Below are 13,958 nucleotides of genomic sequence, written 5' to 3' on the forward strand. Positions count from 1 at the left end.
CATGGCGGCGATCGAGGTCGTCGAAGCGACGCGGGCGCTGATCCGCTGCCCCAGCGTCACGCCGGTCGAGGGCGGGGCGCTGGACCTGCTGCAGTCCTGGCTGGAGCCGCTGGGCTTCGCCTGCCATCGCCTGGTATTCTCCGAGGACGGCACCGAGGACGTCGACAACCTTTACGCCCGCCTCGGCACGACCGGTCCCAACTTCTGCTACGCCGGCCACAGCGACGTGGTGCCGGTCGGCGACCCGGCCGACTGGACGGTCGATCCCTTCGGCGCCGAGGTCGTCGACGGGGTGCTCTACGGCCGCGGCGCGGTCGACATGAAGGGCGCGATCGCCGCCTTCCTGGATGCGGCGTCCGGTTTCCTCGAAGACCGCGGGACGGATTTCTCCGGCTCGCTGTCCTTCCTGATCACCGGCGACGAGGAAGGCATCGCGATCAACGGCACCCGCAAGGTGCTGGGCTGGCTGGCCGAACGCGGCGAGATCCTGGACCACTGCCTGGTCGGCGAGCCGACCAGCGACCGGCGCCTGGGCGACATGGTCAAGATCGGGCGACGCGGCGCCATGAACGGCCGCCTGACCGTCCACGGCACCCAGGGCCATTCCGCCTACGCCCACTTGGCCGACAATCCGGTGCACCGACTGGTCCGCATGCTCAGCGCCGTGACCGCCGAGCCCCTGGACGACGGCAGCGAGTTCTTTCCGCCGACCAGCCTGCAGATCGTCTCGGTCGACGTCGGCAACCCGGCGACCAACGTGATCCCGGCCCAGGCCCGCGCGGTCTTCGACTGCCGCTTCAACGACAAGCACGCCAGCGCCGACATCGAGGCCTGGCTGCGCGAGCGCTTCGACGCCGCGGGCGCCCGCTACGAGCTGGACATCCGGGTCTCCGGCGAGTCCTTCCTGACCCCGCCGGGCCGCCTCAGCGATCTCTGCGCCGCCGCGATCGAGCAGGTGCTGGGGATCGAGACCGAGCTCGGCACCACCGGCGGCACCTCGGACGCCCGCTTCATCAAGGACGCCTGCCCGGTGGCCGAGCTCGGCCTCAGGAACGCCACCGCCCACAAGGTCGACGAGCAGGTCACCCTGGAGGAATTGAGGGACCTGTCTCGCGCCTACCGCGCCATCCTGGAGGGCTACTTTCCATCCTGATTCCCAGCCTGTCCGAGACCGCTTCCGGCATCTACGGCGCCTGGCGCCTGGCCCGCGTCGACCCCGGGGGCCTCAACTATTTCGACGCCAGCGACGACGGCTTCTGGAAGTCCTTCTTCGCCGCCGTCGTGGTCCTGCCCGGCATCGCCATTGTTCTGGCGATGCGCTTCGCGATCTTCGGCTTCAAGTCCGATCCGCTGCGCGTCCTCACCGTGGAGGCCATCGCCTACGTGATCTTCTGGGTGGCCTTTCCGCTGGCGATGTATCACCTGACGCAAGCTCTCGGCCTCGCCGAGCGCTACCGTCTGCACATCGTCGCCTACAACTGGTCGCAGGTCATACAGATCGCCGTCCTGGTCCCGATCAACGTCGTCCTCTTCGCCGCCGGTCTCATCGAAACCCCTCTCTATGCCTCGGTGTTCCTCGGTCTCCAGGTCGTCATTCTGATCTACGAAGGCTACATCGCGCATATCGCCCTGAAGCTGCCGCGCCTGGGGGCCCTTGGGGTCGCCCTGCTGAGCTTCGTGATCGCGTCCACCCTGGACAGCTGCAGCCTGGCGCTGAGGACTGCCGGTTAGCGTCCCTTCCAGACCGGATCGCGCTTCTCGGCGAAGGCGCGTGCGCCCTCGGCGTTGTCCTCGCTGCCGTAGAGCCGGTCGACGGTCGGAAACTGACGCTTGGTGATGCGGTTCATGGCGTCCTGAAAGGTTGTAGCCTCGGCGGCCCGCGCGACCTCCTTGATCGCGGCATAGACCAGGGGCGGGCCGCTCGCCAGCAGGCGGGCGCAGTCCCAGGCCCGGTCCATCAACTCCGCCGCCGGTACCACCTCCTTGACCAGGCCCCAGCGCTGCGCCTCCTCCGCGCTCATCCAGCGCCCGGTCAGCAGCAGGTCCATGGCGACGTGGTAGGGGATGCGCTTGGGCAGCTTGCAGGTCGCCGCGTCGGCCAGGGTGCCGGCCCGGATCTCCGGCAGCGCGAAGGACGACTCCCCGGTCGCGAAGATCAGGTCGGCCGATAGCGCCAGCTCGAAGCCGCCACCCACCGCCATGCCGGCCACCGCGGCGATCACCGGCTTGTTCAGGTCGCGCAGCTCTTGCAGGCCGCCGAAACCGCCGACCCCGTAGTCGCCGTCGACCGCGTCGCCGGCGGCCGCGGCCTTGAGGTCCCAGCCGGCCGAAAAGAAGCGCGCGCCGGCGGTGCAGAGGATCGCGACCCTGAGCTCCGGATCGTCGCGAAAGGCCTGGAAGGTCTCGCCCATGAGCCGGCTGGTCGCCAGGTCGATGGCGTTGGCCTTGGGCCGGTCGAGCGTGACCTCCAGGATGGCGCCTTCACGGCGGGTCCTAATGACGTCGGTCATGGGGTCTCCTCCCTGATCCGGATGAGCGCGTCGACGGCGACGGCGCCGCAGCCCTCCGCGCGGACGATGACGGGGTTGAGGTCGAGCTCCTCGACCGCCTCGGCCTCGGCGAAGCGGCCCAAGGCCAGGACCAGCGCGACCAGGCCCTCGACGTCGCCCCGCGGCCAGCCCCGATAGCCCCGCAGCAGGGCCCCGATCCGGAGCCCCGCGAGGGCCTCGCGGATCTCGTCCTCGGACGCCGGCAGCAGCAGGCTCCGGCTGTCCTGCAGCAGCTCGGCCAGGACGCCGCCGGCGCCCAGGGTCAGCAAAAGGCCCAGCTGCGGATCGCGCTGCAGGCCGACCAGGAGCTCCGCGACGCCGCCCTCGACCTGGCGCTCGACCAGCAGGCCGTCGCCCAGCGGCAGCAAGTCCGCCGCCGCCACCCGCAGCGCTTCGGCCGAGCGAAGGCCGAGACGGAGGCCGCCGGCTTCGGACTTGTGCGCCAGCCCCAGCGCCTTGACGGCGAGCGGAAAACCAAGCGCCGCCCCGGCCGCCACGGCCTCTTCGACGCTGGCGGCCCGGCGCCCCTCGGGCACCGCAATGCCGAAGGCGGCGAGCCGCGCCTTGGCGCTGGCTTCGTCTAAACAGACTTGCGACGTTTCTCGTAGACTGTCATGCCCGGCCTTGAGCCGGGCATCCAGGGGTGCCGAACTGCCTCGCTGCGGTCCCCGGATTGCCGGGTCAAGCCCGGCAACGGCAGAGCTTTTCGTGGCAACCCGCGAGTGCTCGCCGGATGCCGCGACTCTTCGACAGCATTTCTCGGCAGTCAGCAGCGGCGGCGCCAACGGGCGGGCCCAGGTCTCTCCGATCGTTGCCGCGGCCCCGGCTGCAATCATGGCGTCCTCGATCCCGCAGAGCGGCGCCACGCCCTTGGCCATCAGCGCCTCGGCCGCGGCCTCGGGCAGGTTCTCGGGCAGGGAGGCGACCACCGCGCCCTTGCCGCCGCTGGCCGCCAGGGCGTCTTCGAAGGCGGCCAGCGTCGGCCACCAGGCGCCGTCGTCGCAACGGTCGCCGCGCGGCAGGTCCAGGACCAGCAAGGTGAGATCGTAGCCGTTGCGCAGGACGCCGGCGAAGGTCGCCGTCATCGCCGGCCGGTCGCCCCAGATGTAGGTGTGGTAGTCGAGCGGGTTGTCGACCGTGACCAGCGGGCCCAGAACCGCCCCGACCGCCGTCGCCTCGGCCTCGCCCAGGGGCGTATAGCGCAGCCGCGTGCCGACCACGGCATCGGCCATCAGCGCCGCCTCGCCGCCCGAGCAGCTGAGCGAGGCGATGGAGAAGCCGGCCAGCGGGCCGTGCAGGTGCAGCAGCTTCAGGGTCTCGAGAAAGGCCGGGATCGAAGGGACCCGCGCGATGCCGAGGCGCCGGAGCAAGGCCTCTGCAGCGGCGTCGGACCCGGCCAGCGAGGCCGTGTGGGTGATCGCGGCGGCGCGGCCCTGCACGCTGCGCCCCACCTTCAGGGCTACGATCGGCTTGCCGAGGCCCCGGGCCTTGGCCGCCATGGCCTGGAAGGCGGCGACGTCGTCGAAGCCCTCGATGTGCAGGCCCAGCGCCGTCACCCTGGGATCCTCCAGCAGCCCGGCAGCGATCTCGGAGACGCCGGTCTGCGCCTGGTTGCCCGCGGTGACCACGTAGGCCAGCGGAAGGCCGCGGCGCTGCATGGTCATGGAGATCGCGAGGTTCGAGGACTGGGTGACGATGGCGACGCCCTTGGCCCCGGCCTCGAGCCGCCGCCCGCCCTGCTCGTCGGGCCAGAGCAATGCGCCGTCCAGGTAGTTGATCAGGCCGTAGCAGTTCGGCCCCAGGATCGGCATCTCACCGGCCGCCTCGAGCAGGGCCGCCTGGAGGCCATCGCCCTCCGCGTCCGCCTCGCGGAAGCCGGAGGCATAGCAGACCGCGCCGCCGGCGCCGCGCGCCGCGAGCGCGGCCAGGACCCCCGGCGTCGCCTTACGGTTGACCCCGACGAAGGCGGCGTCCGGCGCCCCGGGCAGATCCGCGACGGCAGCATGGCAGCGCCGCCCGCCGATCGCCGCGCGCCTGGGGTTGACCGGCCAGACCTCGCCCGTGAAGCCCAGGCGATCGCACTGCGCGATCACACCCTCGGCCTCGCGGCCGCCGACGACCGCGATGGTCGCGGGCCGGAGCAGGCGGTCCAGGCGGCCGGCCATCAGGACTCCAGCGGGCGCAGCAGGTCGCGGCTGATGATGTGCCGCTGGATCTCGGAGGTGCCGTCCCAGATCCGCTCGACCCGAGCGTCGCGCCAGAAGCGCGCCAGCGGCAGGTCGTCCATCAGGCCCAGGCCGCCGTGGATCTGGATCGCCTCGTCGGTGACCCGGGCCAGCATCTCCGAGGCGTAGAGCTTGGCCGAGGCGATCTCGCGGTTGGCCGGCAGGCCCCGGTCCAGGCGCCAGGCCGCGGCCAGGGTCAGCCAGTCGGCGGCGTCGATCTCGGTGATCATGTCGGCCAGCTTGAAGGACACGCCCTGGAACTTGCCGATGGCCTGGCCGAACTGCTTGCGCTCGGCGGCATAGCTCAAGGCGTGGTCGAAGGCGCGCCGGGCCCGGCCGACGCACATCGCGGCGACCGACAGGCGGGTGCCGTAAAGCCAGTCCTCGGCCAGCTCGAAGCCGCGGTGAACCTCGCCGAGGACTTGGCCGGACGGGAGGCGGCAGTCGTCGAAGGCGAGGACGCAGTTGTGATAGCCCCGGTGCGACACCGAGTCATAGCCGGGCCGGATCTCGAAGCCCGGCGTGCCGCGGTCGACCAGGAAGCAGGTGATCTTCTTCTTCGGCCCGCGCGGCGTCTCCTCCTCGCCGGTCGCGACGAAGACGATGACGAAGTCGGCGATATCGGCGTGGCTGATGAAGTGCTTGCTGCCGTTGACGATCCAGTCGTCGCCCTCGGCCCGGGCGTGGCACTTCATGCCCCGGACGTCGGAGCCGGCGTCGGGCTCGGTCATGGCCAGGGCATCGAACTTCTCGCCCCGGGCCGCGGGCAGCAGGTAGCGCTCCCGCTGCTCCCCTTCGCAGGCCATGAGGATGCCCGAGGGCCGGCCCCAGAAGACCGAGAGCGCCATGGAGGCGCGGCCCAGCTCGCGCTCCAGCAGGGTGAAGGTCAGGTGGTCCAGGCCGCCGCCGCCGACCTCGACTGGCAGGTTGGGCGCGAAGAAGCCGAGCTCGATGACCTTGGCCTTGATCGTCTCGCCCAGCGCGCGCGGCACCTGGCCGCTGCGCTCGACCTCGGCCTCGTGGGGATAGAGCTCGGTCTCGACGAAGCGGCGCACGGTCTCGACGACCATCTCCTGTTCCGGGCTGAACGCGAAGTCCATCAAGCACCTCCCTTTCTCTCGGCGGCGCGTTCCCGGAGCGCCGCCTCGAAGTCCCGCAGCACGCGCCCGGCGCCCCAGCCGGCACCGCCGTCGCCGTCCTTCAGGGCGCGCAGGATCGCGACCAGGTTGTCGTCGCGCAGCCGCTCCAGCTCGCGGATCGAGCGGTCGCCCGACTGTTCGTCCGACTGGCTCGCGATGGTCTCGACCAGGTCGTCGGTCAGCGCCGGCACCTCCGTCAGCTTGCTCCAAGGCCACTGCAGGCAGGGACCGAACTGGGCCAGGAAGTGCCGCATGCCGGCCTCGCCGCCGGCGATGCGGTAGGTCTCGAAGAGCCCCATCTGCGCCCAGCGCAAGCCGAAGCCGAAGCGGATGGCGTCGTCGACCTCCTCGGTCGTGGCGACGCCGTCGTGGATCAGCCAGAGCGCCTCGCGCCAGACCGCCTCCAGCAGGCGGTCGGCGACGAAGGCCTCGATCTCCTTGCGGACCACCAGCGGCCGCATGCCGAGGCCCTGGTAGATCATCCGCGCCCGCTCGATCGTCTCCGGCGCGGTCTGGCGCCCGGCGACCAGCTCGACCAGCGGCAGCAGGTAGACCGGGTTGAAGGGGTGGGCGACCAGCAGGCGCTCCGGGTGCGCCAGGCCGGCTTGCAGCTCCGAGGGGAGGATCCCCGAGGTCGAGGAGGCGATGATCGTCCCCGGCGCCGCGGCGGCCTCGATCTCAGCATAGACCGCCCGCTTGGCCTCCAGCCGCTCGGGCACGCTCTCGACGATCAGCTCGGCGCCCGCGACCGCATCACCGATGCTGGCCGCGAAGCTGAGCGCGCCCGCCGGCGGCTTCGGGGCCGGGGTGAGGCGGTCGAAGACCCGCTCGGCATTGGCCAGCACCTCGCCGACCTTGCGCTCGGCCTCGGGGTCCGGGTCGCTCACCGTGACGTCGACGCCGTTCAGCAGAAGGCGCGCCGCCCAGCCGGCGCCGATCACCCCGCCACCGATGCAGGCGGCCTTGCGCAGCGGTACCATCCCGGCCTCAGCGCTTCTCGAGCCTGAGCTTGGCGCGGACCTCGTCCGGTCCGAGCACGCGGATGTTCATCGCCTCCAGGATGGTGACCGCCCGCTCGACCAGCTGGCCGTTGCTCGCGAGCACGCCGCGCTCCAGGTAGATGTTGTCCTCCAGGCCGACCCGGACGTTGCCGCCGGCGAGCGCCGCCGCCGCGACGAAGGGCAGCTGGTTGCGGCCGATCGAGAAGGCCGAGAAGACCCAGCCCTCGGGCAGGTTGTCGACCAGGGCCTGGAAGGTGCGCAGGTCGTCGGGCGCCCCCCAGGGGATGCCGAGGCAGAGCTGCACCAGGACCGGATCGTCGAGCAGGCCCTGGCCGGCCAGCCACTTGGCCAGCTCCAGGTGGCCGCTGTCGAAGACCTCGATCTCCGGCCGCACGCCCAGGGCCTGCATCTGGCGCGCCATCTCGCGCAGCGCGGCCGGGGTGTTGGTCATGACGTAGTCGCCTTCCCCGAAGTTCATGGTGCCGCAGTCGAGGGTGGCGATCTCGGGGAGCAGTTCGGCGACGTGGGCCAGGCGCTCGCTGGCGCCGGCCATGTCGGTGCCCTCGGCGGCCGGCGGCAGGGGCGCCTCGACGGAGCCCAGCACGAGATCGCCGCCCATGCCGGCGGTCAGGTTGATCACAACGTCCTGACCGGAGTCCCGGATCCGGGCGACGACCTCGCGGAACAGCGCCGGGTCGCGCGCGCCCTTCCCGGTCTCGGGGTCCCGCACGTGGCAATGCGCCACCGCGGCCCCAGCGCTGGCGGCCTCGAGCGCCGCTTCGGCGATCTCTTTCGGCGTCACCGGCACCTTGTCCGACTTCTCCGTGGTCTCGCCGGCCCCGGTGACGGCGCAGGTGATGAAGACCTCCCGGCTGGGTGACAGGCCCATGGCGTGCTCCTCCTCTTAGCGCCCCGGAGCTTGCGGCAAATCGCCGCCCAACACTTTTCGTTTTGCGAGGAGGACTTTGCATATTACGAAGATCGCATGGTCTTTCAGCCCAGCGATGACGCACTCGAGGTCACTCTGCTGATCCTGCCGGAGTCCTCCTTGCTTTCGGTCGCCTCGACCCTGGACCCCTTGCGCGCCGCCAACCGGGTCTCCGGGCGTGAGCTCTACCGCTGGCGGGTGGTCTCGCCCGACGGCAGGGCGCCTGAGACCACCTGCGGCCTGCGTCTGCCGGCCGAGGGGCCCTTCGACCCGCAAGCGGTGGGTGCGGCCCTGATCGTGGTGGCGGGCTTCAACGTCTTCCGCCAGGCGACGCCCAGGCTGCTGGCCGGGGTTCGCCGAGCGGCCCAGCGCGGCGCCGCGCTCGGCGGGGTCGAGGCCGGGGCCTGGGTGCTCGGCCTGGCCGGACTGCTCAACGGCCGCCGGGCAACCACCCACTGGGAGGACCTGGAGGACTTCGCGGCCCGCTTCCCGGAGGTCGAGGTGCTGCCGGACCGCTACGTGGTCGACGGGCCCTGCTTCACCTCGGGCGGCGCCTCGCCGAGCTTCGACATGATGCTGCAGCTGATCCGCAGCCGGCAGGGCTACGGCGTCGCCCTGGATACCGCCAGCGTCTTCATCTACGACGAGGTCCACGCCAGCACCGACGTCCAGCCGCTGGTCTCGCTCGGCCGCCTGGACTGGCACGAGCCGCGGGTCGCGGCGGCGATCCGGCTGATGGAGCGGCACCTCGACGATCCCCTGCCGATCGCCCACATCGCCCGGCGGATCGGGGTCTCGGCGCGGACCCTGGAGACGCTCTTCGGCCGCCGGGTCGGCATGGGCCCGGGCGCCTACTACCTGGGCCTGCGCCTCAACGCCGCCCGGCGCCTGCTGCTCGACGCCCGGCTGCCGGCCGCCGAGGTCGCGGTGCGCAGCGGCTTCTCCTCGATCGCCACCTTCTCCCGTGCCTTCAAGCGCCGCTTCGGCCAGAGCCCCAGCGCCTTCCGGCGTCAGGCTCAGGGCGCGGACCCGGCCGCGGCGAAGCGCCAGGGCCGGAGCGCCAGGTAGGCGAGCAACGGCCCGACGGTGAAGACCGTCATGGTGAGGCTCAGCGCCCAGGCGCTGCCGTCGTGCAGCCAGGCGACCAGCAGGGCGCCCAGGCCGGCGCAACCGATCTCGAGGGCGCCGAGCAGCGCGGCGGCCAGGCCGCGGCCCGCGGTGCAGACGTCGAAGGCCCGCACCGGCGCGCTGGCGAAGATCAGGCCGAGGCCGAGCGCGAAGGCGGAGAGCGCGGCGGTGAAGGTCAGGACCCCGACCAGATCCAGGGCGGTCAGGCCGATCAGGACCGCCGGGCCGAGAGCGCAGAGCAGCAGCCCGGCGAAGGCAATGCCGTCCACCGGCAGGCGGCCGGCCGCCCGGTTGGCCGCCATGGCACCGAAGAAGTAGGCCAGGACAATGGCGGCGTAGTAATAGCCGTAGCTCTCGGTCGCGACCCCCAGACCTTCGATGAAGAGAAAGGGGCCTTCGGTGACGAAGGCGAAAAGCGCCGCCATGGTGCCGCCGAGGATCAGCGCATAGGTCATGTAGGCGCCGTTGCGCAGCAGGGCCGCGTAGCCGGCGAGGATCTTCCGCGGTTGTGTCGCCTCCCGATCGGGCTGCGCCAGGGTCTCCGGCAGGTAGCGCCAGATCAGCAGGGTCACCAGGACGATCAGGCCGAGCAGCAGGACGAAGTTCGAGCGCCAGCCGAAGCTCACGTGCATCAGGCCGCCGATCAGCGGCCCTACCGCCGGCGCCAGGGCCACCGCCATGCCGTAGGCGCCGAGCACCTTGACCGCGCCGGCCTCGTCGTAGAGCTCACGGATCACCGCATAGCCGACCACGACCTCGGTGCAGGCGGTCACCCCCTGCAGAATCCGCGCCGCGATCAGGCTCTCCAGGTCGGGCGCCAGGGCGCAGGCCAGGGTCGAGAGCGCGAAACCCAGCATCCCGCCAAGCAGGATCGGTCGCCGGCCGAAGCGGTCCGACAGCGGGCCGTAGACCAGCTGCGCCAGGGCGAAGCCCAGCAGGTTGAGGCTCATGGTCAGCTGCACCGCCTCGGCGTCGGCCGAGAAATAGCCCTGAAGGTGCGGCAGCGAGGGCGTGTAGAGGTCGGTCGAAAGGATGCTGACCGCCGAAGCGGCGATCAGCAGCGCCGGGATGTAGAGGGGCACCCGCGCCGCCGCCGCCGCGCCCCGCGGCATCAGTAGACCACCGCGGTGAGGTAGAGCCCCTCGGCCGGCGCGGTCTGGCCGGCCAGGCTGCGGTCGCGCGCCTCCAGCACCGCCTCGACCTTGGCCGTGCTCCACTTGCCCTCGCCGACCAGGCGCAGGCTGCCGGCGAAGTTGCGCACCTGATGGTGCAGGAAGGAGGGCGCCCGCGCACGGATCTCGATGTCCTCGGCCAGGCGCGAGACCTCGATCGCGGTCAGGGTCTTGACCGGCGACTTGGCCTGGCACTCGCTGGCCCGGAAGCTGGAGAAGTCGTGCTTGCCGACCAGGACCTGGGCGGCGGCGTGCATCGCGGCGGCGTCCAGCGGCCGGGGCACCCACCAGGCTCGGCCCCGCTCAAGCGCCAGGGGCGGCCGGCGGTTGACGATGCGGTAGAGGTAGCGCCGCTCGGTGGCCGAGAAGCGGGCGTGGAAATCGGCCGCCGCGATCTCGGCGGCGAGCACCGCGACCGGCGCCGGCTTGAGGTGTGCGTTGAGCGCGTCGCGCAGGGTCTCGGCCGTCGTGGGCTTCTCCAGGTCAAGGTGCGCGACCTGGCCCAGGGCGTGGACCCCGGCGTCGGTGCGGCCCGCCCCGTGGACCGTCGCGGTCTCGCCGCAGAAGGCGGTCACTGCTTCCTCCAGGGCCTGCTGCACCGAGGGCCCGTTGTCCTGGCGCTGCCAGCCGACGAAGGCGCCGCCGTCGTACTCCAGGGTCAGCCTGAAGCGGGTCATGGCTGCGGGTCCGGCAAGGGCAGCCGGGTGCCGGATTCGAGGGGAAAGCCGCGCAGGAAGGCCGCCGCGTCCAAGGGTTGCTTGCCGGCCCGCTGCAGCGTCACCAGGCGCAGGGCGCCTGCGCCGCAAGCGATGGTCGGCGCGCCGTCCAGGACCTGGCCTGCCGCCGCGGTGGCCGGCCCCTCGACGACCTCGCTGTCCAGGACTTTGATCCGCTCGCCTGCCGCCTCGAACCAGGCACCCGGCCAGGGCGCGAAGGCCCGGCGCCGGCGGTCCAGGGCCGCGGCAGTCTCGCGCCAGTCGAGCCGGCCCTCGTTGCGTTCCAGCTTGGCGGCGTAGGTCACCCCCGCATCAGGCTGCGGTCGCGGGGTCAGGCGGCCCCCGGACAGGCCCGCCAGCGCCTCGACGATCAGGCGCCCGCCTAGATCGGCCAAGACGTCGTGGAGCTCGCTGGCGGTGGTCCGGGCGTTGATCGGGATCGCCTCCTGCAGCAGCATCGCCCCGGTGTCGAGGCCCTCGTCCATCTGCATGATGGTGATCCCGGTCTCGGCGTCGCCGGCCAGGATCGCCCGCTGGATTGGCGCCGCGCCGCGCCAGCGCGGCAGCAGCGAGGCGTGGACATTGAGGCAACCCAGGCGCGGCGCCTCCAGGATCGCCCTGGGCAGGATCAGCCCGTAGGCCGCGACCACCGCTACGTCCAGCTCCAGCGCGGCGAAGGCCGCCTGGGCCTCCTTGTCCTTGAGCCGCTTGGGCGTGCGGACCTCCCAGCCCCGCGCCTCGGCAAAGGCCTGGACCGGCGAGGGCCGCAGCTTCTTGCCGCGCCCGGCCGGCCGCGGCGGCTGGCAATAGACCGCGGCGATCTCGTGCCCCGCCGCCGCCAGCGCCTCGAGGCTGACGCGCGCGAAGTCGGGGGTGCCCAGGAAGGCGAGGCGCAATCGGGTCATGCCGCCACGGAGTCCGTCGTCCGGAGAAACGAGATCGCAGCGGACCTTATAGGCGGGAGCCGCGCTCTGCCATCCCCAAGCGGAGATCCGCGCGGCCGACTAGACCGACGCCGGTTCCTTCTGGCTGGGCTTCTCGGCCTTCTTGGCCTTGAGCAGCTTGCGCAGGATCATGTTGCGCTTCAGGGCCGAGAGGTGGTCGACGAAGAGGATACCGTCCAGGTGGTCGATCTCGTGCTGGATGCAGGTCGCCAGCAGCCCGTCGGCCGCCAGCTCGCGGATCTCGTTCTGGCGGTCCAGGTAGCGGAGCTTGACCGCCGCCGGGCGCACCACCTCGGCGTAGTGCTCGGGCAGGGACAGGCAGCCTTCCTCGTAGCCGGCATCCTCGTCGGAGACCCAGGTCAGCTCCGGGTTGGCCAGCATCATGGGCTGAGGCTCGGAGTCCTTGTCGGCAACGTCGACCACGATGACCCGCTTCAGGACCCCGACTTGGGGTGCCGCCAAGCCGATGCCCGGGGCGTCGTACATGGTCTCCAGCATGTCGTCCATCAGGCGGCCGATCTCCTCGTCGACCTTGTCGACGGGCTTGGAGAGCTTCTTCAGCCGCGGGTCGGGCGCGGTGATGATCGGCAGCAGGGCCATGGCACAGGCAGCGCTTGCGAATTGGAATGTTTCCAAAGCATTACCTATGGCCCGGGGCGCCCAGCGTCAAGGCCGCGATCCCCCACTCTGCGGGAAACGCCCTCCGGCCCTGGCCGCCCCGGCGCTGGGTGGTAAAATTATCCATGTCCGGATTCGCGAACCTCACCGAGGCCCAGATCATCGTCGCCGGCGCGGCGGCGGTCATCGTCGTCCTTGTCGCCCTGATCTCGATCCTGGCGCTGCGCGGCGCCGGCCGCTCGGCCCGGGAGCTGGACGGCCGCCTTCGGCAGCTCGCCGAGAGCCAGGCGGCAACCCAGGCCCTGACCGCCGAGACCCTGCGCGCCCAGGAGCGCGCCCTGAGCCAGGCCATGGAGCAGCGCCTGAGCGAGCTGTCCCAGCGCATCGGCAACCGGCTCTCCGACACCGCGCAGCAGCAGCACACAACGCTCACCAACCTGCACAAGCGCCTGGAGGTGATCGACCGGGCCCAGCAGAACATCACCCAGCTGTCCAGCCAGGTGGTCGGGCTCCAGGATATCCTGGCCAACAAGCAGGCCCGCGGCGCCTTCGGCGAGATCCAGCTCAAGGACCTGGTCGAGGCGATCCTGCCGCCCACGGCCTTCGCCTTCCAGGCCAGCCTGGGCGAGAATCGCCGGGTCGACTGCCTTCTGAAGCTGCCCAACCCGCCCGGGCCCATCGCCATCGACGCCAAGTTCCCGCTGGAAAGCTACCAGCTGCTGCGCGACGCCCAGGACGAGGCCCAGCGGGTCCAGGCCGCGCGGCGCTTCACCCAGGATGTTCGCAAGCACATCCAGGACATCGCCGCCAGGTACATCGTGCCCGGCGAGACTGCGGAGTCGGCCCTGATGTTCCTGCCCTCCGAGGCGGTCTACGCCGAGCTCCACGCCAACTTCACCGCCCTGGTCGAGGAGTCCTTCCGGGCCCGGGTCTGGATCGTCTCGCCGACCACCCTGATGGCGACCCTCAACACCGTGCGGGCGATCCTCAAGGACGTGCGCATGAGGGAGCAGGCCGACGTGATCCAGGCCGAGATGCGCAAGCTGCTGGACGACGTGCGCCGCCTGGACGAGCGGGTCGGCAAGCTGCAGCACCACTTCGACCTGACCTCGGAGGACATCCGCAAGATCCGCATCTCGACCGAGAAGGTCACCCGCGGCGCCGAGCGCATCGAAGGTCTGCAGCTGGAAGACCCCGCCGCCGAGGCCCAACGCCTGACCGACAGCGACACCCGTCCGAAGCTCTCGACGATTAACTAGAATAGGGCTTATATTGGATTTGACTCAAATCCAGTTAATCGAGAACAAATGGATTTGAATCAACCCCTTGACCCCGCCTCTCCCAAATACACCGATGTCATCACCGGGCTTGACCCGGTGATCCATGGCTGAAGACGGACGTCCGACGGCACGATGGATGCCCGGATCATGTGTGGATGGCCCCCGCCTTGCCAGGGTTTGTTTTGCGTTTTGGCGTCGGTCTTTGCTTGCGGTCATGTGTCCGGCCTGTTGTCGCGGCGGTGAGCCGCAGGCCCTGAT

General features: G+C 71.1%; 14 protein-coding genes. 4 read left to right on the plus strand and 10 right to left on the minus strand.

Annotation, left to right across the window (positions count from 1 at the left end; translation table 11 throughout):
• Position 1 precedes the first annotated feature (1 nt).
• On the plus strand, positions 2 to 1,153 hold the full coding sequence (gene dapE / locus QNJ30_09995) for a succinyl-diaminopimelate desuccinylase (GenBank protein ID MDJ0943788.1): 1,152 nt from the start codon (positions 2 to 4) through the stop codon (positions 1,151 to 1,153).
• Between the two features lie 128 nt (positions 1,154 to 1,281).
• Entirely contained in the window at positions 1,282 to 1,731 is a 450-nt protein-coding gene (locus QNJ30_10000; GenBank protein ID MDJ0943789.1) for a hypothetical protein, read from the plus strand.
• Here the strand turns inward: QNJ30_10000 and QNJ30_10005 are convergent.
• From QNJ30_10005 to QNJ30_10025, 5 genes are read right to left on the minus strand one after another with little or no spacing between them, the layout of a single operon-like run.
• Entirely contained in the window at positions 1,728 to 2,510 is a 783-nt protein-coding gene (locus tag QNJ30_10005; GenBank protein ID MDJ0943790.1) for a carnitinyl-CoA dehydratase, read from the minus strand. The two genes, QNJ30_10000 and QNJ30_10005, sit on opposite strands and share 4 nt — an antisense overlap.
• Entirely contained in the window at positions 2,507 to 4,714 is a 2,208-nt protein-coding gene (locus QNJ30_10010; GenBank protein MDJ0943791.1) for an acetate--CoA ligase family protein, read from the minus strand. Before QNJ30_10010 ends, QNJ30_10005 begins: the two co-directional genes overlap by 4 nt.
• A complete protein-coding gene (locus QNJ30_10015; GenBank protein MDJ0943792.1) occupies positions 4,714 to 5,874 on the minus strand; it encodes an acyl-CoA dehydrogenase family protein in 1,161 nt (386 codons plus the stop codon). The genes QNJ30_10010 and QNJ30_10015 overlap by 1 nt, the downstream gene beginning before the upstream one ends.
• The gene (locus QNJ30_10020) at positions 5,874 to 6,893 is read right to left on the minus strand and encodes a 3-hydroxyacyl-CoA dehydrogenase NAD-binding domain-containing protein (protein ID MDJ0943793.1); all 1,020 of its coding nucleotides are present in this window, start codon (positions 6,891 to 6,893) and stop codon (positions 5,874 to 5,876) included. The genes QNJ30_10015 and QNJ30_10020 overlap by 1 nt, the downstream gene beginning before the upstream one ends.
• Positions 6,894 to 6,900: 7 nt before the next feature.
• A complete protein-coding gene (locus tag QNJ30_10025; GenBank protein ID MDJ0943794.1) occupies positions 6,901 to 7,803 on the minus strand; it encodes a 3-keto-5-aminohexanoate cleavage protein in 903 nt (300 codons plus the stop codon).
• A gap of 96 nt (positions 7,804 to 7,899) precedes the next feature.
• On the opposite strand from QNJ30_10025, the gene QNJ30_10030 reads away from it, so the two are divergent.
• The gene (locus QNJ30_10030) at positions 7,900 to 8,910 is read left to right on the plus strand and encodes a GlxA family transcriptional regulator (protein MDJ0943795.1); all 1,011 of its coding nucleotides are present in this window, start codon (positions 7,900 to 7,902) and stop codon (positions 8,908 to 8,910) included.
• Here QNJ30_10030 and QNJ30_10035 read toward each other — a convergent pair.
• The 4 genes from QNJ30_10035 to def all read right to left on the minus strand — a co-directional run bounded on the left by QNJ30_10035 (position 8,859) and on the right by def (position 12,402).
• Positions 8,859 to 10,082: a multidrug effflux MFS transporter gene (locus tag QNJ30_10035; protein MDJ0943796.1), complete on the minus strand. Its 1,224-nt coding sequence runs from the start codon at positions 10,080 to 10,082 to the stop codon at positions 8,859 to 8,861. The genes QNJ30_10030 and QNJ30_10035 overlap by 52 nt on opposite strands.
• On the minus strand, positions 10,082 to 10,819 hold the full coding sequence (truA, locus tag QNJ30_10040) for a tRNA pseudouridine(38-40) synthase TruA (protein MDJ0943797.1): 738 nt from the start codon (positions 10,817 to 10,819) through the stop codon (positions 10,082 to 10,084). Before truA ends, QNJ30_10035 begins: the two co-directional genes overlap by 1 nt.
• Positions 10,816 to 11,763 (minus strand): methionyl-tRNA formyltransferase, encoded by a 948-nt coding sequence (gene fmt / locus QNJ30_10045; GenBank protein ID MDJ0943798.1) that lies wholly within the window; start codon positions 11,761 to 11,763, stop codon positions 10,816 to 10,818. Before fmt ends, truA begins: the two co-directional genes overlap by 4 nt.
• 99 nt (positions 11,764 to 11,862) lie before the next feature.
• On the minus strand, positions 11,863 to 12,402 hold the full coding sequence (def, locus tag QNJ30_10050; protein MDJ0943799.1) for a peptide deformylase: 540 nt from the start codon (positions 12,400 to 12,402) through the stop codon (positions 11,863 to 11,865).
• A 143-nt stretch (positions 12,403 to 12,545) separates the two neighbouring features.
• Between def and rmuC the strand changes: the two genes are divergently transcribed.
• Positions 12,546 to 13,679, plus strand: a complete 1,134-nt coding sequence (rmuC, locus tag QNJ30_10055) for a DNA recombination protein RmuC (GenBank protein MDJ0943800.1) — start codon at positions 12,546 to 12,548, stop codon at positions 13,677 to 13,679.
• A 24-nt stretch (positions 13,680 to 13,703) separates the two neighbouring features.
• Here the strand turns inward: rmuC and QNJ30_10060 are convergent.
• The coding region (locus QNJ30_10060; protein MDJ0943801.1) for a hypothetical protein at positions 13,704 to 13,958 on the minus strand (255 nt) is incomplete at its 5' end.

This window comes from Kiloniellales bacterium, assembly GCA_030066685.1.
Taxonomy (GTDB): domain Bacteria; phylum Pseudomonadota; class Alphaproteobacteria; order Kiloniellales; family JAKSBE01; genus JAKSBE01.